The 20409-nt window shown below is 55.4% G+C and carries 18 protein-coding genes; 13 read left to right on the forward strand and 5 right to left on the reverse strand.

Going from position 1 to position 20409, the window contains the following annotated elements; translation table 11 throughout:
* From ACFVTJ_RS24360 to ACFVTJ_RS24395, 8 genes are all read left to right on the forward strand, one after another.
* The gene (locus tag ACFVTJ_RS24360) at positions 1–1431 is read left to right on the forward strand and encodes a basic amino acid/polyamine antiporter (RefSeq protein WP_386911098.1); all 1431 of its coding nucleotides are present in this window, start codon (positions 1–3) and stop codon (positions 1429–1431) included.
* A 95-nt stretch (positions 1432–1526) separates the two neighbouring features.
* The gene (locus ACFVTJ_RS24365) at positions 1527–2957 is read left to right on the forward strand and encodes a basic amino acid/polyamine antiporter (protein ID WP_386911117.1); all 1431 of its coding nucleotides are present in this window, start codon (positions 1527–1529) and stop codon (positions 2955–2957) included.
* Between the two features lie 17 nt (positions 2958–2974).
* Positions 2975–4219 carry an arginine deiminase gene (locus ACFVTJ_RS24370; RefSeq protein ID WP_386911099.1) on the forward strand — a complete coding sequence of 415 codons (1245 nt, stop codon included), beginning with the start codon at positions 2975–2977 and terminating at the stop codon, positions 4217–4219.
* A gap of 112 nt (positions 4220–4331) precedes the next feature.
* Positions 4332–5768 (forward strand): amidohydrolase family protein, encoded by a 1437-nt coding sequence (locus tag ACFVTJ_RS24375; protein ID WP_386911100.1) that lies wholly within the window; start codon positions 4332–4334, stop codon positions 5766–5768.
* Positions 5769–5803: 35 nt separating this feature from the next.
* Entirely contained in the window at positions 5804–6814 is a 1011-nt protein-coding gene (locus ACFVTJ_RS24380) for an AI-2E family transporter (protein WP_386911118.1), read from the forward strand.
* Between the two features lie 10 nt (positions 6815–6824).
* Positions 6825–7628, forward strand: a complete 804-nt coding sequence (locus ACFVTJ_RS24385) for an esterase/lipase family protein (RefSeq protein ID WP_386911101.1) — start codon at positions 6825–6827, stop codon at positions 7626–7628.
* 143 nt (positions 7629–7771) lie between these two features.
* Entirely contained in the window at positions 7772–8071 is a 300-nt protein-coding gene (locus tag ACFVTJ_RS24390; RefSeq protein WP_386911119.1) for an SH3 domain-containing protein, read from the forward strand.
* Between the two features lie 89 nt (positions 8072–8160).
* Positions 8161–8406, forward strand: a complete 246-nt coding sequence (locus ACFVTJ_RS24395) for a DUF378 domain-containing protein (protein ID WP_386911102.1) — start codon at positions 8161–8163, stop codon at positions 8404–8406.
* 68 nt (positions 8407–8474) lie between these two features.
* Here the strand turns inward: ACFVTJ_RS24395 and ACFVTJ_RS24400 are convergent, their stop codons facing one another.
* The 3 genes from ACFVTJ_RS24400 to ACFVTJ_RS24410 all read right to left on the reverse strand — a co-directional run bounded on the left by ACFVTJ_RS24400 (position 8475) and on the right by ACFVTJ_RS24410 (position 11155).
* On the reverse strand, positions 8475–8723 hold the full coding sequence (locus ACFVTJ_RS24400; RefSeq protein ID WP_386911103.1) for a hypothetical protein: 249 nt from the start codon (positions 8721–8723) through the stop codon (positions 8475–8477).
* A 17-nt stretch (positions 8724–8740) separates the two neighbouring features.
* Positions 8741–9763: an alpha/beta hydrolase gene (locus ACFVTJ_RS24405; RefSeq protein WP_386911104.1), complete on the reverse strand. Its 1023-nt coding sequence runs from the start codon at positions 9761–9763 to the stop codon at positions 8741–8743.
* Between the two features lie 645 nt (positions 9764–10408).
* The gene (locus tag ACFVTJ_RS24410; RefSeq protein WP_386911105.1) at positions 10409–11155 is read right to left on the reverse strand and encodes an SDR family NAD(P)-dependent oxidoreductase; all 747 of its coding nucleotides are present in this window, start codon (positions 11153–11155) and stop codon (positions 10409–10411) included.
* Between the two features lie 95 nt (positions 11156–11250).
* On the opposite strand from ACFVTJ_RS24410, the gene ACFVTJ_RS24415 reads away from it, so the two are divergent.
* On the forward strand, positions 11251–11616 hold the full coding sequence (locus ACFVTJ_RS24415; RefSeq protein ID WP_386911106.1) for a winged helix-turn-helix transcriptional regulator: 366 nt from the start codon (positions 11251–11253) through the stop codon (positions 11614–11616).
* A gap of 264 nt (positions 11617–11880) precedes the next feature.
* On the opposite strand, the gene ACFVTJ_RS24420 is transcribed toward ACFVTJ_RS24415, so the two are convergent.
* Both ACFVTJ_RS24420 and ACFVTJ_RS24425 read right to left on the reverse strand, forming a co-directional pair.
* A complete protein-coding gene (locus ACFVTJ_RS24420) occupies positions 11881–13149 on the reverse strand; it encodes an ATP-binding protein (protein ID WP_386911107.1) in 1269 nt (422 codons plus the stop codon).
* A 2-nt stretch (positions 13150–13151) separates the two neighbouring features.
* Positions 13152–13838: a response regulator gene (locus ACFVTJ_RS24425; protein WP_386911108.1), complete on the reverse strand. Its 687-nt coding sequence runs from the start codon at positions 13836–13838 to the stop codon at positions 13152–13154.
* Between the two features lie 83 nt (positions 13839–13921).
* On the opposite strand from ACFVTJ_RS24425, the gene ACFVTJ_RS24430 reads away from it, so the two are divergent.
* Genes ACFVTJ_RS24430 through ACFVTJ_RS24445 form a run of 4 tightly spaced genes read left to right on the forward strand, consistent with a single transcriptional unit; the run spans position 13922 to position 20334 of the window.
* Positions 13922–15409 carry an efflux transporter outer membrane subunit gene (locus ACFVTJ_RS24430; protein WP_386911109.1) on the forward strand — a complete coding sequence of 496 codons (1488 nt, stop codon included), beginning with the start codon at positions 13922–13924 and terminating at the stop codon, positions 15407–15409.
* Entirely contained in the window at positions 15409–16530 is a 1122-nt protein-coding gene (locus ACFVTJ_RS24435) for an efflux RND transporter periplasmic adaptor subunit (protein WP_386911110.1), read from the forward strand. Before ACFVTJ_RS24430 ends, ACFVTJ_RS24435 begins: the two co-directional genes overlap by 1 nt.
* A complete protein-coding gene (locus tag ACFVTJ_RS24440) occupies positions 16527–19616 on the forward strand; it encodes an efflux RND transporter permease subunit (protein WP_386911111.1) in 3090 nt (1029 codons plus the stop codon). Before ACFVTJ_RS24435 ends, ACFVTJ_RS24440 begins: the two co-directional genes overlap by 4 nt.
* On the forward strand, positions 19591–20334 hold the full coding sequence (locus ACFVTJ_RS24445; RefSeq protein WP_386911112.1) for a patatin-like phospholipase family protein: 744 nt from the start codon (positions 19591–19593) through the stop codon (positions 20332–20334). Before ACFVTJ_RS24440 ends, ACFVTJ_RS24445 begins: the two co-directional genes overlap by 26 nt.
* Positions 20335–20409 lie beyond the last annotated feature (75 nt).

Consider the following 20409-nt stretch of genomic DNA (forward strand, 5'->3'; position numbering starts at 1 on the left):
ATGCCCGCAGCCGGTGAAGCAAAGCTATCTCTGGTGACTTTGACGGGCATGGTCGTAGGCTCCATGGTCGGGGCCGGAATATTCTCTTTGCCGCAAGCATTTGGAAAGGCAACCGGCCCGCTTGGAGCGATTATCGCCTGGACGATTGCCGGAATTGGCATGCTGATGGTCGCATTCGTTTTCCAGAGCCTTGCGCAGCGTCGTCCGGATCTGGATGCGGGTATCTTCATGTATGCGAAGGAAGGTTTCGGCAACTATCTGGGTTTCCTGTCTGCTCTTGGCTATTGGGCAGCCGCGCTGCTTGGAAATGTCACCTACTTCATCTTGGTAAAATCGACGCTTGGTCTGTTTTTTCCGGCTTTCGGTGACGGCAATACTTTGATCGCCGTTGCGACGTCGTCCGTGCTGCTGTGGGTGTTTCACAGCCTGATTCTAAGAGGTATCCAGCAGGCCGCGGCCCTGAACACGGTCGTGACCGTTGCCAAAATTTTGCCTATCCTCGTCTTCCTTCTGCTGGTTATGATGGCCTTCGACTGGCAGATATTTAAGGAAAACTTCTGGGGTGCAGATAATGCAGGGATGGAATCGCTCTCCGCCCAGATCCGGAACACCATGCTGGTTACTGTTTTCGTTTTTGTCGGCATAGAGGGCGCAAGCGTTTACTCGAGATATGCTCAAAAACGCAGGGACGTAGGCACCGCAACCGTCACCGGTTTTCTGTTCGTTCTCGCTCTTATGCTGGCAGTCACGCTCCTCTCATACGGCGTCATGCCGAAAGAGGATCTTGCCGAGTTACGCAATCCATCGATGGCAGGAGTGCTGGCAGCCGTGACAGGACCATGGGGAGCGATCTTCGTCAGCATCGGCTTAGTCATCTCCGTCGCTGGAGCGTACATCGCCTGGGTGATGCTGGCAGCAGAAATCCTTTACGCCGCAGCGAGGCACCAGACCATGCCAAGGTTTCTCGGTCGGGAAAATGTGGCAGGCGTTCCGGCAAATGCGCTGTGGCTGACGAACACCATCGTGCAGGTGTTCCTCATCATATCGATGTTTTCGGACTACGCGTTCATGATTGCGGTGGCGATGACGAGTTCGATGATACTTATTCCGTATCTTCTCGTTGCTGCATTCGGAGTGAAAACCAACTTGCGGGGCGATAACGCGCTCACTCTGTCCAAAGGCAGCGGTGCTGAAACGGTACAGTCATTGGTGGCCCTGCTCTACACCGCCGGGCTCGTTTATGCCGCGGGACTAAAGTTCCTTCTTCTTACAACGTTGATCTATATCCCAGGGACGGTTCTTTTCTTAATGGCAAGGAACGAGCAGAAATTAATTATATTTAACCATGTAGAGTGGTTTGTATTTTCAGTTTTGGCGGCGGGATTTTTTGCTGTTATATTCGCAGTTGCAAGAGGAACTCTGATTATTTAGAAATCTTATCGCGAATATACGATTAATGTAATGGGTTTTGCTTGCCGAAGGCGGGCTTTAGACTGACTTTATACTTGGTTGAGAGGGTTAGGCTTATGGCAGCGTCGCAACAGAAACTCACGTTATTTTCTTTAACGGCAATGGTCGTCGGCTCCATGGTTGGGGCGGGTATTTTCAATCTTCCGAGCCGCTTCGGAACTGCGACCGGACCTTTCGGCGCGATTATCGCCTGGGCTATTGCCGGAACGGGCATGTACATGCTCGCCCGGGTCTTTCAGGCTCTTGCAGAGAAAAAGCCAGACATTGATTCGGGTGTTTTCGCTTATGCCAAGGCAGGATTCGGGAACTACATGGGTTTCCTCTCCGCCTTCGGCTATTGGCTCGGCAGTTGCCTTGGAAACGTCTTTTATTGGGTTCTCATCGGATCAACGCTCGGACGCTTCTTTCCCGAAATCTTCGGGGATGGAAGTAGCGCAACGGCGATCCTCGTATCCCTTGTGGGAATTTGGGCATTTCATTTCATGATCCTGCGGGGCGTCGAACAGGCCGCATTCATCAATACGATTGTCACCGTTGCTAAGGTTGTGCCGATCCTGGTTTTTATTTTGGCGCTGATCTTCTTCTTCAACTATGGGCAATTCGCGGGCAACTTTTTCGGTGGAGCCGATATGCCGGTCAAATCGCTCGTCGCACAAGTGCGGGACACAATGTTGATCACGGTTTTCGTGTTCCTCGGCATTGAGGGTGCCAGTGTCTACTCCCGTTTCGCGCAAAAAAGGTCAGATGTCGGCTCCGCGACGATCCTTGGCTTCGTGGGTGTTACCGGGCTTATGGTCGCGGTCACGTTGCTGCCTTATGCAGCCTTGCCCCAATCAGCCATTGCTGCGGTCCAGCAGCCCTCGATGGCTGGCGTACTTGAAGCGGTCGTCGGGCACTGGGGGGCCGTGTTCATCTCCATTGGCGTGCTGGTTTCCGTTCTCGGCGCCTATCTCGCCTGGTCTCTCATTTGCGCCGAGGTGCTTTTCGCCGCGGCCAAATCGCAGGACATGCCAAAGATGTTTGCGGCGCAAAACGCTAATCGCGTCCCGGCAAATGCGCTCTGGCTGACCAATATTGTCGTGTCGCTTTTCGTGATCTCCACCTACTGGTCACGAGATGCCTTCAACTTCATGCTCGACATGACAAGTGTGACGGCGCTTTTGCCCTATCTCCTTGTCGCCGGTTACGGGGTTCTGCTGGCCCGTCGAGGTGAGGGTTACGAAACGACACCGGAACAGCGCGGACGTGATCAGGTCTTCGGCTGGGTGGCTGTCATATACACGCTGTTCATGTTTGCTGCCGCTGGGTTGAAATATGTCCTGCTGGTCGCGGTGCTCTTCGTTCCCGGCACCATTCTCTACTTCTGGGCGCGACGGGAGCAGAAGCTCACTTTGTTCACGCCGGCCGAACTCATCGTGTTTGCAGTGACGCTCATCGGTGGCCTGGTTGGGGCCTACGGTTTGCTGACAGGTATCATTACACCCTAAACTGAGAGGCGAAGGTCATGACACAGACGAAACCCTTTGGCGTTCATTCCGAAGTTGGGCAACTGCGCAAGGTAATGGTTTGCGCGCCCGGCCGAGCGCACCAACGACTGACACCGACCAATTGTGACGCGCTTCTCTTCGACGATGTCCTTTGGGTTGAAAACGCCAAGCGCGATCATTTCGATTTCATGACGAAAATGCGTGACCGGGGGATCGAGGTGCTGGAGATGCACAATCTCCTGACACAAACGCTCGCCGTGCCGGAAGCAAAAGCCTGGATTCTCGATCATCAGGTCGTGCCCAATCAGATTGGACTGGGTCTCATCAACGAGGTTCGGTCATATCTCGAAGGATTGGCGGACCGCGAACTCGCCGAAACGCTGATAGGCGGTCTCTCGACCTTTGAATTTCCTGACAGCATTGGAGGAGAGCAGCTCGCGTTGATCCGCGATGCTGCGGGAGTGAATGAATACCTGCTGCCACCGTTGCCAAATACGCTCTACACGCGTGATACGACGTGCTGGATTTACGGTGGTGTTACCCTGAATGCGCTTTACTGGCCGGCGCGTCATGAGGAAACGATCCTGACGTCTGCGATCTACAAGTTCCATCCGGACTTTGGGGGCAAGGTCAATGTCTGGTGGGGTGATCCAACCAAGGATTGGGGACTAGCGACGCTGGAAGGCGGCGATGTGATGCCGATCGGTAAAGGCAATGTCCTGATCGGGATGAGCGAACGAACATCGCGCCAGGCCATCAGTCAGGTCGCGGCCGCCTTGTTCGAGAAAGGCGCGGCGGAACGTGTGATTGTCGCTGCCATGCCGAAACTGCGCGCCGCCATGCACCTTGATACCGTGTTCACCTTCGCTGACCGGGACTGCGTGCTGCTCTACCCGGATATCGTCAACGGTATCGAGGCATTTTCATTCCGTCCGGACGGCAATGGCGGTGTCGAACTGCATAAGGACAAGGGTAGTTTTGTTGATACGGTTCGGGATTCTCTCGGACTTAAAAAGATGCGCGTCGTTGAGACGGGAGGTAACGATTACATGCGTGAGCGGACCCAGTGGGACAGTGGCGCAAACCTTGTCTGCGCGTCACCGGGTGTCGTTTACGCTTATGATCGGAACACCTACACCAATACCCTGCTTCGCAAGGAGGGTATCGAAGTCATCACCATTACAGGAGCGGAGCTTGGCCGTGGCCGGGGCGGCGGCCATTGCATGACATGCCCGATTGTCCGTGATGCCGTCGACTATTGAGTATTTCTAGAAAAACAGGGAGCGCGTCCAGACGCCGCGCTCTCTGATTTGCCGTATCGGGAGGCCACCATGATAGCGGTGGTGGGCAACCTTGTTGGGGAGACCATGCCTCATGCAAAGTTTCGGAAAGAAATATAGCCATCTGGCTCACAATTCCGGTTGCGCGTGCTTCAATCCGTCGCTGCAGATTGTATCGCGCCGGCTGGAAGCCCTTTCAAGACGCGGATTTCTGGCGGGGTTAGGCGCTGCTATGCTCTCTGGCACAATGCCTAGGCCCTCCGCGGCTCAAAGCGGACCATCAACGACAGTGTTTCGCGACGTGCGTCTTTTCGATGGTAAATCGAGCACAGTCCAAACAGGCGTGCAGATTGTTGTCGAGAACCAGAAGATTACTGCCGTTGATCCTGCAAACAATCCGGTGCCAACAGACGCGGTTGTCATAAATTGCCGCAATGGTGTTCTGCTGCCGGGATTGATCGACGCGCATTGGCACACAATTTTTGCAGCGGTTCCCCTGAACGTCCTGCTGGCCGGTGATCCGGGGATCATTTTTGCGGCGTCGACTGCCGAGGCCGAGCGGACCCTTCTGCGCGGCTTTACAACGGTGCGTGATCTTGGAGGGCCGGTCTTCTCCTTCAAGCAGGCCATCGACGGTGGCATGATACCAGGGCCGCGCATTTTTCCGTCCGGTGCCATGATAACGACGTCCGGTGGGCACGGCGATCTTCGGTTGCCAACGGAAATCCCACGGGATCGAGCGCAGCTCAGCACCGGCGAATTGATGGGTGCAGCAGCTATTGTCGACAGTGTCGGCGAGATCAGGTTGCGGGTTCGAGAGCAACTTCTGCAGGGCGCGTCGCAGATCAAGATGGTCGGAAGCGGTGGGGTGTCATCGCCGCGAAGCCCGCTTGATATGACGGCATTCAGCGAAGAAGAGCTTCGGGCCGCAGTCGAGGTTGCCCAGGACTGGAATACCTATGTCGCGACGCACGCCTATACACCCCGTGCAGTCCAGCGAGCGCTGGCAGCGGGTGTCACCTGTATAGAACACGCCCATCTGGTCGACGATGAAACGGCAAAAATGATCGCTGACAAAGAGGCATGGCTCAGCACACAACCTTTCCTGACGATGGAGGATGCAGCGCCCCAAAGTGGACCCGCGTTGGAGCGCATCGAGCAACTGTTCGCTGGCACGCCGAAGATTTACGAGTTTGCCCGGAAGTACGGGATCAAGACGGCATGGGGATCTGATGTGCTGTTTTCGCCGGAGCTTGGGCCGCGCCAGAACTTCATGCTGACGCATCTTCAAAACTGGTACTCCAACGCTGAAACCCTGCAGATAGCGACATCAGGTAATGCCGAGCTGCTTGCCCTTTCCAGTCTCCGAAATCCCTACCCTGGCAAGCTTGGTGTCATCGAGACGGGTGCTCTGGCAGACCTTATTGTCGTCGATGGCAATCCTCTCGATGATATCAGGCTGCTCGAAAATCCGCAGAAAAACCTTTCCATCGTCATGAAGGATGGCCGTATCCATAAGAACATACTTTGAAGGAGCGTAATGTGCAGGTAGAGCCTCGCAGGCCGATGGCGGGTATGCTCGTTTCCGGCATTCTTTTGGTCGCCCTTCTGTTTGCGGCACAATCCGTGTTTGCTCCGCTCTTTTTCGCTCTGTTTATCATTGCTGTCGTCTGGCCTTGCCAGCTCGCCTTGCAAAGCAGGCTTCCACGTCTGTTGGCGCTGCTGATCACACTCATCATCACCGTCGGCTTCATTACGGCGATTGGTTCATCTCTTGCCTGGGGATTGAGCAGAGTTGGCCAATGGTTGTTTACAAATGCTGACCGTTTACAAGCGGCTTACATGGCGTTCGTCGACTGGCTTGAGCAGCATGGTATTGCGATAGCCGGGCCGATTGGTGATTGGTTTAATGTTTCCAGACTGCTTTCCGTTATGCAGGGAACAGCCGGCCGCCTGAACCAGTTCGGTGGTTTTTCTCTTTTGGTGCTGATCTTCGTGATGCTGGGGCTGCTGGAGGTTCAGGAATTCGCCGCTCGTTTGCGGTTGGCCGCCGCTCAGCCCTATGGCCAAATCATTCTTTCTGCAAACCGCATCATCGCGATGAAATTTCGCCGCTTCATGCTGGTGCGGACCTTTGCCAGCGTTCTGACAGGATTGCTCGTATGGCTCCTGTCGCTTGGGGCGGGATTGGAACTGGCGGCGGCCTGGGGTGTCATCGCCTTCGCCTTCAACTACATTCCTTTTCTCGGGCCGTTGGTAGCGACAACCCTGCCTACGCTTTTTGCCATAGCCCAGTTCGATACATGGCAACCGGCCTTGCTCATCTTTGCAAGCCTCAACATCATCCAGTTTGTGATCGGTAGTTATCTCGAACCGAGACTGGCTGGTGCATCCCTTTCCATTTCGCCTTTTGCGGTCATCTTTGCGGTGTTCTTCTGGAGCTTCATGTGGGGGTTGGCTGGAGCATTCATAGGGGTTCCGATATTGATCGCATTCACAGTTTTCTGCTCGATGGCCGCTTCGACAAAATGGATCGCGACCATCCTTTCAGACAACGAATCCGCCAATACCGCCTGAGAACGACATCATGGCCAAAAGCAGTGCGGTTATGAGTGTAAAAATAAAGAGGTGCATGCAGCGCTTTCTGACCGTGTCTGTCTTCTTCTTTGCGCCATTCGTAGAGAGCAGGGGACAGGCTCAGGACGAAGCCAGAAGTGAATGTGTTGTCCTGCTTCACGGCCTTGCCCGCGGGAGTGGGTCGTTTTGGATGATGGAGAAAGTGCTCTCGAAGGCGGGGTATTACGTTTTAAACGTCGAGTATCCTTCAACCACGACCACCGTTTCGAAGCTCGCGCTTCATGTCGGCGATGCGGTGGAAGATTGCGGTTCTCGGCGAACAAGCTTTGTGACCCATTCCATGGGCGGGATCATTTTGCGTTTTTGGCTGATGGATCACAGACCTGAGATTCTCGGGCGGGTTGTCATGCTCGCTCCGCCAAATCACGGGTCGAAGATCGTGGACGTCTTCGGAGACATGCCACCATTCGAGTGGCTCAACGGTCCTGCTGGTCTGGAACTGGGAACGGATGCAAATTCGATATTGGCCAGATTGCCCATGCCGGATTTCCCGCTCGGCATCATTGCAGGCGACGTGTCGCTCAATCCTGTTTTTGATGCTATTCATGATGGGCCCAACGACGGCAAGGTCACGGTTGAATCGACCCGACTGGATGGCGCTCAAGAGCACCTCGTTTTGCACCCCGCACATACCTTCATGATGTTCAATCCGATCGTCGTCGTCGAGACGCTCAATTTTTTAAAGCACGGTAATTTTGTTCGAGCGCTCGATGTCACAGACGCCGTCGAGATGCTCGTGAAAACCTTTCAATAAGCCTTGGAGGTCGCATGCTGCCAGAAACAACGAAACAGAAAAATTGGAGATGGATTTAACGGGCGAGAAGCCCGCACCTGTCTGAAGGAGATCAGGTTATGAATTTCTGGAAATTGATGACGATCACGTTCATGTCGGGAAGCATGCTTTGGGCTGGTATCGTGCCTGTGCAGGCGGCGCCAGCGGTGGTCACCGCCAACAACGTTCAACTTCGCGCTGGCCCCAGTTCTTCCTATCGTGTTGTCGGGCACCTGCGGGTGCGAGAGCGCGTTAATGTCACTCGTTGCATGACACCAGGGCGTTGGTGCCATGTGCAGCCACGAGGCATGCGCAGTGGATGGCTTCGTGCGCGCTATCTGGACCCGGTCCGGTGGGGATCGGCAAATCGTCCTGGCAGCATTTGTTTCCATGGCGCGCGCGGACACGTGTGCCTCAACAGATGACATTTTTCTTCCTTAACCGGCAATGGGCGGCCAGGCTTGTCGTGCCGTCGATCTGCTAAATTGATCGGCGCCTGGAGAGGGCTGAAGAGATGCGTACACTGAACGCCATAACGTTGCTTCTCATTGTCATCGGCGGACTGGATTGGCTGCTGATCGGCCTGTTCCAGTTCGATCCCTTAGGTCTGCTGTTGGGAGGCTCTGGCGCTATCCTCACGCGTATCGCCTACACGTTAATTGGGGTTTCGGCACTATGGCAACTCCTCCCGATCTTAGGAGTCGTTCAACGTCGCGATGCCGAAGCCAACATGAAGCGTAGCAACATTCACCGGCCCTGACTGGTCGGGCCGGCTTAAAGCGGCAGGATCATCGATCGGATGCTCCTGTTGCCAGTGGTCAGCGTGCTTTATGATCGGTGGCCTTGAAATTGTCCGGGGATCCATACATGTCGGCTGCGGCGGATGCTCCACACCCAACGTCCGGGAACCCAGCGATATCCCTTGCGAGGCGGGGGCGTTTTTTCCTTCAGGTCCGGTGGCGGCGGTGGACGCTTTCCCACCGGAACCCGCGGCCCAGCTTGCTGGGATAAGGCCGCGGTTGGGACAAGCAACAGTGTCCCAAAGAGTTGAAGAAATAATCTGCGATGTTTTTGCATGCGCCATTCCTCTCCCGTTATTGCGTCGGATCTGCAGACCTGTGTGATGGTGACTGAACCGCATCCTCGTCCAGCAACTCAACGGCCTGCCTGAGGATGCGTTCGTCCTCTGAACCTGCGGACGAGACGGAGAGCGTTCCTGTTCCGACCCTTCCAGCGGTCAAGGCCTGCAAGGGTATTCTGGGTAGCATCGTTGCAAGCGTGACGAACCTGTCGTGCCTGATCCTCGTTGGTGCCCGTACATCGCTGATGTCGATGATCTGAAGATTGCGTTCCTCTGCAAGCGCAATTGTGCGGGGATCGTCTATATCAAGCGCTCCGGCCTTCGCCGAGGCGCCTGCGAGCCACCGTGATGTTGCGAGAGCCAGATCGTCCTGTGTCGAAAGCACGATGATCGGTTTCGACAGGCTTCCCACGGCTTCCAGTTGTTTTTGGAAGACATCGATATCGATGTCGGGTGCCGCGAGGATCACCTGATCTATCTTGTGAAGAGAGTGAGCTTTTGACTGAAGGCGCAGTTGTCGCAGTGCTTCGACAGTCAGCCAGCTCCCCATGCTGTGCGCCAAAATCTTGGTCTCGACTTTTCTGGTGCCAAGGTCGTCCAACGTCTGGACGAGTTCATCGCGCGAGAAGTTGCTCGCATCCCGGTCCGCGAGGTAGCTTGAGAAATTACCACGAGATGGCCAGGCAAACAGGATCGGGGTGCTTCTCACGTCGGCATCGGCGGATATCTGGACGAGCCTGAAGAGGCTTTCCTGAAAACTGTTGTTGTAGCCATGAACAAAGACGAAAGCTGAAGGGCTTGCCGCAGCCACGCTGACGAATTCTTGACGTGAAATGACTTTGCTGTCGATAACAGCAAAAGAAGAGCTAGCGTTAGGCACGCCACGCGGCCATTCGATCGTTCCCGGTCTGTGTCCCGGGGGCACTGAAACCACCATGCGTAGATAGGTCGGTCTTTGGGCTCTTTCGCTTGTGAAAATGTTCTTTCCACGAGTATCGGGGTTGCGGGTAGTAACGACCAGAACCGTTTGCTGCACGGCACTTCCCGCAGGTGACACGACTTTCAGACTTCCAGGGCCCGGCCGTGCACACGACGCCAGGAGCACAAGAAAAGATGCACTTAGCAAGAGGCACATAGCCTGACGGGCAATTGCCACGATATACCCAAGTCTCCTCACCATCATGGCGGAATTAAACCATAGCTGGATCGCCATGGTAAGCAGGGAATGCTCACGAGTCGGCATTTCAGCCATTCACGGGCGGACTAGCATACTCAATAACAGACGTCTGTCCGACGATGACAACAACGTGGCTCTTTAATCAAGCCCCGAATGAGTCACCCGGCGACGAAAGGCATGCCCTCGACGCGCATTTAACGTCTCGGCTAATAAGGGTTAGCGGGTGGGTGAACCACCTCACCGGTTCGACATGGTTCAAGGCGAAGTAGCTTGGGCGAACAGCGGCTCGGCGCGAGATGCCTTGCCGTGCGACGGCATCTTTGCGCCGCCTAGTCGTTCGTAAAGGCCGTCATCGCTCTTGCCCGAGAGCAGACATAGCTCCGTGGCTGCGTCACACCGCCTTTGCGCCAGAAGCGGTCATTGCGATTTCAAGGAAGACCTTATTACGAGCCGGTTTTCGTTCGGGGAGGCCCCGAGGGAATGACGCTCAGAGCCTTCCAACTGTCAGACCTGCGCTGCGCCGCCGTCGGCGAAGACTTCGCTGCCGGTCATGAAGCTACTATCCTGTGAAGCAAGAAAGAGCGCTACGGCCGCGGTCTCCTCGGGGTTTGCGACCCGGCCGAGCGGAATCTGTGCTACCAAACCTTCAAGCAACGCAGCCTCCTCCGCTGGTGTTACAAGACCCTTCAGACCGGGCGTCTCCGTGGCCCCAGGAGACAGCACGTTGACTCGAATACCTGACCCCTTCAAATCCAAGGCCCAGCTACGGGCAAAGTTGCGGATCGCCGCCTTCGTCGCGCTATAAACGCTGAACGCTGCAGTTCCCATGGAGCCGGTTGTCGATCCGGTGAGGATAATCGATCCACCCGCGCGCATCAGCGGCAGGGCTTTTTGCACCGTGAACAAGGTCCCTTTGACGTTGACGCTGAACGTCTGATCGAATGACGCTTCGTCAATCGCACCAAGCGGGGCGAACGTACCCAAACCCGCATTGGCAAAGAGGACGTCTATCCGGCCGCTCCTTTCGCGCACCGTCTCGAACAGTCGGTCGAGATCGTCCATCCGCGACACGTCGCCCTGTACTGCTGTCACTCCAGCGCCAATTGTTTCGACCGCCCTGTCAAGTTCTTCTTGACGGCGACCGGTGATGAAGATTTCGGCCCCTTCTGCAACGAACCGCTTCGCTGTCGCTAGACCAATCCCACTGCTTCCGCCCGTGATGACGCCAATCTTACCTTCAAGTCTGCCCATCTAAATCTCCTTTCAGGGTGTCGCAAGAGATGAACATAGGCACCTGCTTTCCTTATTGGTAGTATGCACATTTCGGTAAGTGGGAAACATTCCGTATGATCTCATCCAGTTTTGTCTGCGGGCTCGACGCTTCACTCGCTGTCATTGGCGGAAAATGGAAGCCTTTGATCCTATTTCACCTGGCTCACGAAGCTCGACGTTATGGCGATCTCAGGCGTGCTATCGGCAACGTCAGCGATAAGATGCTCATCCAGCAGCTCAAAGAACTAGAGGCCGACGGGATTGTTGATCGGCACGACTTCAAGGAAATCCCTCCGAAAGTCGAATATTCGCTTTCTCCATTCGGTAACACGCTTGCTGAGGCGCTAAGGCCGCTCTGCGATTGGGGAACGCAGCACATGTCGGAGGTCGAAAAACTGATGTCACGACGGGAGCTTGTCGAGTCGAGTAAGATCGCCTGATATCTTTTTCTGAGAGACCGATAAGGGCCAAAACCAGACGTCGGCGATAACAGAAGCGGCGTCTGCGTTTTAGTTCAACGTCGGCAGTCGGTCTCCTGCCTGCCCCATATCAGGCATGTCCAGAACAAGAGGTCGTCCTTAAAGGCAATTTAGCGCGAACGCATCGACCAAACTACACGGTCGCCGGTTCGATCCCTTTCAAAAGCTGAAAGTTGTAACGGACCTGGTTAGGCTTAAGTCGCAAGCTCACCTGCCAGGGGTTTACTATCCGTTACTGACCGGGATCGTAATGTCCACACATAGTCCTCCCGACGGTATATTCTTGGCCGTTGCACTGCCGCCGTGCCATTCGGCAGCTCGCCGTGTGATAGCAAGGCCAAGCCCGAAGCCGGAGCGTGTGGTGACGATGGCGCTTTGTGAGAACGGCTTGAAAATAGCGTCTAACTCTGCCTCTGGTACGCCCGTGCCCTTATCCAAGATGGAAAGCTGGAGTTGTTGTCCATGCACTTCCGAGCGGACGAGAACAGAAGTCTGATTTTTTGTGTAGACTATCGCGTTACGAATAACGTTCTCTAACGCTCGGTAAATCAGTTCGCCGTTGACGGACGCCACGAAGGTTTCGACGCCTTCATACTCAACCGTGACATCGCGCGACAGGGCCTCAAAACGTGCATCTTCGACAATCTCCCTGACGAGATCGACTATATCTAGGGTCTGCCGATCAAAGCGCGGGTCATGCCGTTCTGAAAGCCGTGCAAGCGTCAGAATACCACCGACCAGTTCGTCTAAGCGTTCGACTTCCCCCACCATCCTCTCGATCATTGCCGACAGCCTTGATGGATTCTGTTGCAACACGCCTATAGCTGCCTGCAATCTGGACAATGGTGATCTGATTTCGTGAGAGACATCGTGAAACAATTGCTGCTGTGCAGCCTGGAGTTCTTGCAGGCGCGCTGCAGTCGCGTCGAGGTCATGTGCGAGAGAGGCAATTTCGTCGCGTTTGCTACCAATTGTATGGGCTATCCGGACGTCGAGTTGACCATCTGCAATGGATCGGAGCCCAAATCTCAGTTGCTCCACAGGGGTGATGAAGTATCGCGCGAGCCAATACGCAGCCGCCGCGGCTGCCATGAGAGCGGCCAGCCATGGCAGTGTTCGTGGCCACGCTCTCGAAATCAATCCTTGAGGCGAGCCGCCGATCTCAAGCTCGTAGCAATCGCCTTTACTGACCACATTTACAGTGAGGTCACGACCCGCGTTTCCGGCACAGTTGGCTGCTGAAGGCCTCTGGTTGAAGCGGATGGGCAGTTCTCGACCGGTCCGCCGCAGATCCTCAACCAGTTTTTTTGCCGCGTCCAACCCATCCGATTGTAAGACCTGAGCAGATGTTTCGAGGGCAAGCTTGCGCTCGCGGTTCGCGACTTCTTCTTCGAAAGGAGATTCGAACAGGCTGGTAACCGCAAACAGCAGTGCGATCGACCCTGCCATGGCGAGCCAAACCACGGTAAAAAATCTCCAGAATAACCGGCGCATGATTAGCCTTCCAGCAACTGATAGCCGCGGCCTCTGACTGCTTGGATCCACGCCTGGCCGTCTTCGCGTGTGCCGAGCTTCTGGCGGATACTGCTGATGTGAACATCAATGCGGCGATCGAACACCGTTAGTGGTTTCCCAAAGGCCCGCAGCGAAATATCCTGCTTGGAAACAAGCTGTCCGGAAGAGCGCACAAGCACTTCGAGCAGGCTGAACTCTGTTCCGGTCAATTCAAGCTGGGAACCGTTCCATTCAGCTCTGCGGTTTGACGGGTAGAGAACCAAGGAGCCTGTCTTCAATACCTCCAGCGAGCCACTTCGATCCGTTCGACCCGACCGGCGAAGAATGGCTCGGATCCGAGCTGCCAACTCGCCCGGTGAGCATGGCTTGGCGACATAATCATCTGCGCCCAGGTTTAGGCCTGAGATGCGATCGATGTCGTCCCCGCGCGCCGTGAGCATCAGAACCGGAACTTCACTTGCCCCCCTGATCTTTCTCAATACATCGAGGCCATTCAACCGTGGCATCATGATGTCAAGAACGACGAGATCGATAGAAGAGCTGGTCACGGCAGTGATACCGGTTCTGCCGTCGTTCGTGGTCTCAACCTCGAAGCCTTCTTCGGTGAGATACTCGCAGAGGAGATTTGTCAGCTCGATATCATCGTCGATTAAAAGCACCTTTGGCATGTCTTGCATCCATCGCGTCGATGTTTCCATCTTTAGAACGTGAAGCCTGCAAATACAGCACTTTTACCTAACTTAACACGTTCTTGACCGACATTAACATCGCGATCCCTATAGTGCAGGCAACAGCCTCCAGAGCGGCCTCACATATGCGCGTATCTTTTTCTTCTATAGCTATCGTCACTGTCCCGGTGTTGCTCAGCGGCTGCACAGCACTCGTCGACCTCAAGCCTTCAAGTCCCGTCGTATCAAGTTATTGGCACGAGACATTGCCACACTGGGGCCGCTCCGCGGATCTCGTAGACTGGTGGGCCAGTTTTAAGGATCCTTCTCTCGCGCAACTGCTCGACATCGCAGAGCTTGGAAATCCCACGATCCAAGAGGCTGTTGCGAACATCGATAAGGCACGCGCGTCGATCGATACAGCTCGTGCTGGTCTCTTCCCATCCTTTGCTGGGTCGGCTTCCGTTACGCGCGGCGGCAATAAGGGCGACGATCTTAATAGAGCGGGAGCCGGAATCAGCAAAAGCGGCGGACTGGATGCTTCTTGGGAGCTTGATCTTTTCGGGAAGACCAAGAAACAGACACAGGCCGCAATAGCGCGCGCGCAAGGGAAGGTCTGGTCATGGCACGACGCGCGTGTTTCCGTCGCAGCTGAACTCGGCGACTATTACGTTCAATATCGTGCATGCCGTCAACTGGAGCAGCTTTACCGAGACGAGCTTGCATCGCAAAAGGAAACAATCCGCGCGACAGAAAGATCGGCTGAATCAGGGTTTACTTCCGCCGCTGATTTGGCGCTATCTCGCGCCAGTGCGGCGACATCATCGTCCAGCCTGACGTCTCAACACGGGGCGTGCGAAATTCTTGTCAAGTCAATGGTTCAGTTGACCGCTGCGGACGAGGTTTCGATCCGCAAGCTATTGGATAGAGGAACGCGGCGTATTCCACAGCCTTCAGTCGTGAGGATTACCTCAGTACCGGCAGAAGCTTTACGGCAAAGACCAGACATCAATGCTCTGGAAGCCGAGGTAGCGGCGACAATCAGCGACGTCGGCGCGGCGAAAGCCGATCTTTACCCAAGCCTCAGCCTGAGTGGATCGATTTCAATTAGCGAGGCAACCGTCACCGGCAGGTCAATTCCGTGGTCGTTTGGACCGGCCTTGTCTATTCCGATATTTGATGGGGGAACGCGACGGGCAGCAGTGCGAAGTGCTGTTGCCGATTATGACATCGCTGTCGCAAGCTACAAATCAGGCGTTCTGCAGGCCGTCTCAGACGTCGAGACAGCGCTGGTCAACGTCAATACCGCACTGAAGCGAATTAACGACGCCAAAATCGCGGCCGACAACTACCAGAGCTACTTCCGATCGATTGATGAGAAATGGAAGTCTGGCGGGGCAAGTATTCTGGACCGCGAGGAAGCCCGTCGCTCCGCGCAGTCTGCCGCCATCACACTCATCGAAATCAGGCGCGATGCGGGCCGATACTGGATCGCACTCTACAAATCCTTGGGCGGCGGCTGGTCGGCTACGGCTGGCGCCTCAAATACGCTTACGACTGGAACACATTAATGCGCAGAAAAGCTTTTTTCTCTCTCGCCGTTTTCCTTGCCATAACTGTCATGCCGCAATCTGCCAGCAGCGAGGAGGGCGCAAAGACCAGTGCGCAAGCAGCAGCCTTGACAGTCACGGTCTCTGCCCCTGAGGTCTTGAACTGGCCGGTTGCTGTGCCCGCCAGTGGTCGGCTTGCGGCATGGGACGAAGCGGTCATCGCTGCCGAGGTCAGCGGCTTTAAAATCATCGAGGTAAAAGCTGATGTTGGCTCGATGGTTAAAAAAGGAGACCTGCTGGTGCAGTTTTCCGCTGATACGGCGCAGGCGGATCTCGAACAGCAAAAGGCGACGGTCGAAAAGCAGGAAGCGGCCCTTGATCAGGCGGTGGCGGACGCTGACCGCGCCCGAGGGCTAACTGGTTCAGGCGCGCTATCGAAGCAACAGACGACAGAGTACCTGATCAGCGAGCGCAAGGCAAAAGCCGACGTTCTCTCTGCGAAGGCCGCGTTGGCATCCGCGCAACTGACACTGGACCGCACGTCAGTGTATGCCGTCGACGACGGCGTCATATCGGCGCGCTCTGCCTCTCTTGGAAAGGTCGTGAACACCGGCGACGAACTATTCAAGCTAATACGACAAGATAGGGTGGAGTGGCAGGCCGAATTGCCGGTGAAGCGACTGGCCGATGTTAGGCAGGGAACGAAGGCAGTCATTCCAACCCCTGGCGGCGATGTTAGTGGGGAGGTGAGGTTGGTCTCCCCGACTACCTCGACAAGTAACGGCCGCGTGACCGTCTATGTGAGCCTCCATCCTGAAGCAGGAATGCCGACCCCCAAGACTGGCATACTTGCAAGCGGCTACTTTGACTTGGGCCACACGGACGCGCTGACAGTCCCCGCGACGGCTGTGACACTCAGGGATGGCTTCTCCTACGTTTTCACTCTCAATGAGGCCGACAAATCCACAGTTTCGAGGAAACGCGTTGAGACCGGGCGCCGGCAAGACGACCGTATTGAGATCGTTTCTGGTGTTGAGGAGACTGACAAGGTCGTCGCATCAGGGGGGGCTTTTCTAGCAGACGGCTCGGTAGTGCGGGTGGCTGAAAGTAGTGCAATCGCCACTAAGGAGGACGGCAAGTGAATTTCTCCTCGTGGTCAATTCGCAATCCGGTACCGCCCGTCCTGCTATTCGTACTTTTGACGGCATGCGGTCTCTGGGCGTTCAATTGTCTCGACGTCCAGAATTTCCCTGACATGGATCTTCCAACGATTAATATTAGTGCTTCGCTCGACGGCGCTGCAGCGTCTCAGCTCGAAACGGAAGTGGCTCGCAAGATCGAGGACAAACTGACGGGTCTGACCAAGCTCGACTCTGTGACTACGACGATCACCGATGGCTCAGTCAGTATTTCCGTCGCCTTCCAGGTTGGCAAAGACACACAAGAAGCGTTGGACGAGGTCAAGAGTGCTGTCGACCAGGCAAAGAACGATCTGCCGGAGGAAATGAACGCACCAACGGTTTCAAAACAGTCACTGAGCTCCTCGCCGCTCATCACCTACGTTGTGCATTCAGATAAACTGGACACGGCGGAACTGTCGTGGTTCATCGACAATGACTTGTCACGCGCGTTGATGACAGTAGATGGGGTCGGTGAGGTGGGCCGCCTGGGCGGTATTGATAGGGAGGTGAGGGTAGAGCTCAACGCCAATCTGCTCGACGGCCTTGGTTTGACCGCGAATGATGTCAACGGCCAAGTCGAGGCGGTGCAGTCAGACCTATCGGGTGGCAAAGGCAGAATTAACGGTGAGAGCCAGTCTGTTCGTACCCTAGCAACGGCAGCGAGTGTCGAACAGCTCCGGTCGATGCCGATTCCGCTTCCAGCAGGAAGCTGGGTCCGACTGGAAGAGCTTGGCACGGTGACCGACACCCACAACGACCTCACCTCACTTGCTTACCTTAATGGCAAGCCCGTTATCGCGGCGCAGATCAAGCGTTCAAAGGGTTATTCCGATGCGGCAGTCACGCAGAACGTTCGTGACGCGGTCAAGACATTCGCGGCCGCTAATCCAGGTGTCGTTATCGAGGAGGCCTACAACACCATCGTGCCGACCCAGCAAAACTACGAGTCCTCAATGCATATGGTTTATGAGGGCGCTCTCATAGCGGTTTTGGTCGTGTGGCTGTTTCTGCGCGACTGGCGCGCGACGCTTCTCGCGGCTGTGGCCTTGCCGCTGTCGATCATACCGACCTTCCTCGTGATGTATCTGCTTGGCTATACGTTGAATACCATCACGTTGCTGGCAATATCGCTTGTCGTTGGAATTCTCGTGGATGACGCAATCGTTGAAATAGAGAATATCGAGCGGCATCTCAACATGGATAAAAGCCCATACGAGGCGGCGATGGAGGCAGCGGACGAAATCGGCCTCGCTGTTATCGCCACCACGTTTACGTTGGTCGCCGTTTTTCTACCAACGGCCTTTATGGGTGGCATTCCCGGCATTATCTTCAAGCAGTTCGGCATCACGGCCTCGGTTGCAGTTCTCACTTCACTTCTGGTTGCGCGATTGGTGACGCCGATGATGGCGGCGTATCTGATGAAGGCGAGCGGGAAGAAACATCAAGAAGATGGTCGATTGATGCGTAGCTACCTATGGCTCGTGAAGGGTGCGCTACGTCGCCGTTGGATTCCTGTGCTTGGGACGGCTGGTTTTCTGGCGCTCACAATCCTGTTGTTATCGCATTTATCGACCGGTTTCTTCCCGGCGTCAGACGACAGCCAGACGCAGGTTACCCTTACGACTTCGTACGGATCCACGATCGAGGCGACCGATAAGGCAGCGCGTGAAGCATCTGAGATCATCAAAGGCGTCAATCACGTCACCTCGGTGTTTCAGGCGACGGGCCCAGCTTCGACAGGCGGGATGAACAGTACCTCGACGTCAAGCACCAACAGTGCCACGATTGTCGTCAACCTTACGCCTATCGATGATCGGGACATTAAGCAGTCGCAAATCGAGAATGACTTACGAAAAGCGCTGGAGCAATTGCCTGGCGTTCGTCTAAAAATTGGCTCTGGAGGCAACGGTACAACTCTCACGCTGACGCTTGCCGGCGATGACTCCGCTGTTCTCGATCAGGCGGCAACGCGCCTGGAAGCTGATCTGCGAACGCTTCCTGGCATCGGCAACGTTACGTCTTCCGCTGCCATGCAGTCACCGGAAATCATCATCCAGCCGGATCTCGCGCAAGCTGCGTCTCTTGGTGTTACGTCAAAGGCAATTGCCGAAGCTATTCGAGTGGCAACGGCGGGCGCCTACGACACAGCCCTGTCGAAGCTCAATCTGCCGGAACGGCAGATTGCCATACGTGTCATGCTCGACGATGCCAGCCGCCAGTCACTTGATGCGATCTCACTCATTCCCGTGGAAGGGAAAGAGAGCAATGTTGCCCTTGGTGCGATTGCCGATATCTCAATTGGCTCCAGCCCCAGCCAAATTGACCGGCTTGATCGTTCGCGCAACGTATCGTTGACGGTGGAGCTCAATGGCAGGAACCTTTCCGACGTAACCGCGCAGGCGGCGCAACTGCCCAGCTACAAAAATCTACCGCAAGGCGTAAAGTTCGTAGAGCAGGGAGAACTGAAACGGCAGAGCGAGTTGTTCAGCAGTTTCGGTACCGCCATGGCGATCGGCATCTTCTGCATCTATGCCGTTCTGGTGCTTCTTTTTCACGATTTCCTCCAGCCAGTGACCATACTTATGGCTTTGCCATTGGCGCTTGGCGGCGCGCTACTGCCATTGGTGCTCACAGGGACGAGCTTTTCGATGCCTGCTGTCATAGGTCTTATCCTTCTGATGGGCATCGTTTCAAAGAACTCTATTCTTCTGGTGGAATACGCAATCGAGGCGCGCCGAGCTGGCATGTCCCGGTACGACGCCCTTGTCGATGCGTGCCACAAGCGGGCTCGCCCCATTATCATGACCACGATAGCAATGGCCGGAGGTATGCTGCCGGCAGCACTCAGTCTCGTGTCGGGTGACTCGAGCTTTCGTCAACCGATGGGCGTCGTTGTGATAGGCGGCTTGATCACTTCCACCTTCCTTAGTCTCCTCGTGATTCCAGTCGTCTTCACCTTTCTGGACGATGCACTCATCTGGCTTAAGGCTAGGGTCGGAGGTGGCAAAGCCGAGCAGCCGAATGGACGGCCCAGGTCGCAGGTTTGACCCCTTCGAAACCTTTGCAAGACGCCTGCAACCTGTCGGTCCGTCGGACACTGCCCATGCGGAAGACGATATTATCAGGCTAATTTTCAAGCGAGATGAGATGCGACGGTTAAATCCCACGAGCTCGGTTCAAATGCGATCTTGCACGACAACGTTGGTCATAGCGGTGATGATGTTGGTGAGCGGTTGCGTCTCTGCACGCGAGCCGTATACACAGGCCGACGCAGACAAAGCTAGACTGATTGGGTTCGAAAATGTCCGAGTGCCTCTGGACGCCAATATCGGAACCCTGATTGCAAATAAAATCCAAAGACGTACGGCGAAATCCCGCTTCAAATTTCTCGCGATATCCGGCGGAGGGGCGGGTGGCGCTTTCTCGGTCGGAGTCCTCAAGGCATGGACCGAAAGGGGTGACCGCCCCAGATTCGATATCGTCACAGGTGTGAGTACAGGCGCATTGATCGCTCCGTTCGCTTTTCTGGGCTCTCAATACGACGATGTTTTGGAGCACCTTTATACGAGTGGAGTTGCCGCCGAGTTGATCGATAAGAAGTTCATCGTTAGGGGCGTGCTGGGAGAGAGTTTGTATTATCAGAAGCCGTTGAGAAATATGGTTGAGAAATATGTCGATCAGGCGCTGCTTAACCAAATTGCGGCGGAACACAGAAAGGGACGGGATCTCTTTGTCCCCACCACGAACCTAGAGCAGATCCTGTGATCGATGAATCGATTGTGAAGTGACAGGGCGAGCCGAAGGTGATTCAAGATCCACTGCGAAAGAGGTGGATAATGG

The sequence above is a fragment of the Agrobacterium sp. NPDC058088 genome (genome assembly GCF_042885035.1).
In the GTDB taxonomy this organism is placed as follows: Bacteria; Pseudomonadota; Alphaproteobacteria; order Rhizobiales; family Rhizobiaceae; genus Agrobacterium.

Excerpts from the sequence above, each read along its gene's own strand:
- ACFVTJ_RS24360 (WP_386911098.1), top strand. The coding sequence starts at position 1 with ATGCCCGCAGCCGGTGAAGCAAAGCTATCTCTGGTGACTTTGACGGGC.
- ACFVTJ_RS24365 (WP_386911117.1), top strand. The coding sequence starts at position 1,527 with ATGGCAGCGTCGCAACAGAAACTCACGTTATTTTCTTTAACGGCAATG.
- ACFVTJ_RS24370 (WP_386911099.1), top strand. The coding sequence starts at position 2,975 with ATGACACAGACGAAACCCTTTGGCGTTCATTCCGAAGTTGGGCAACTG.
- ACFVTJ_RS24375 (WP_386911100.1), top strand. The coding sequence starts at position 4,332 with ATGCAAAGTTTCGGAAAGAAATATAGCCATCTGGCTCACAATTCCGGT.
- ACFVTJ_RS24380 (WP_386911118.1), top strand. The coding sequence starts at position 5,804 with ATGGCGGGTATGCTCGTTTCCGGCATTCTTTTGGTCGCCCTTCTGTTT.
- ACFVTJ_RS24385 (WP_386911101.1), top strand. The coding sequence starts at position 6,825 with ATGGCCAAAAGCAGTGCGGTTATGAGTGTAAAAATAAAGAGGTGCATG.
- ACFVTJ_RS24390 (WP_386911119.1), top strand. The coding sequence starts at position 7,772 with ATGCTTTGGGCTGGTATCGTGCCTGTGCAGGCGGCGCCAGCGGTGGTC.
- ACFVTJ_RS24395 (WP_386911102.1), top strand. The coding sequence starts at position 8,161 with ATGCGTACACTGAACGCCATAACGTTGCTTCTCATTGTCATCGGCGGA.
- ACFVTJ_RS24400 (WP_386911103.1), bottom strand. The coding sequence starts at position 8,723 with ATGCAAAAACATCGCAGATTATTTCTTCAACTCTTTGGGACACTGTTG.
- ACFVTJ_RS24410 (WP_386911105.1), bottom strand. The coding sequence starts at position 11,155 with ATGGGCAGACTTGAAGGTAAGATTGGCGTCATCACGGGCGGAAGCAGT.
- ACFVTJ_RS24415 (WP_386911106.1), top strand. The coding sequence starts at position 11,251 with ATGATCTCATCCAGTTTTGTCTGCGGGCTCGACGCTTCACTCGCTGTC.
- ACFVTJ_RS24420 (WP_386911107.1), bottom strand. The coding sequence starts at position 13,149 with ATGCGCCGGTTATTCTGGAGATTTTTTACCGTGGTTTGGCTCGCCATG.
- ACFVTJ_RS24425 (WP_386911108.1), bottom strand. The coding sequence starts at position 13,838 with ATGCCAAAGGTGCTTTTAATCGACGATGATATCGAGCTGACAAATCTC.
- ACFVTJ_RS24435 (WP_386911110.1), top strand. The coding sequence starts at position 15,409 with ATGCGCAGAAAAGCTTTTTTCTCTCTCGCCGTTTTCCTTGCCATAACT.
- ACFVTJ_RS24445 (WP_386911112.1), top strand. The coding sequence starts at position 19,591 with ATGGACGGCCCAGGTCGCAGGTTTGACCCCTTCGAAACCTTTGCAAGA.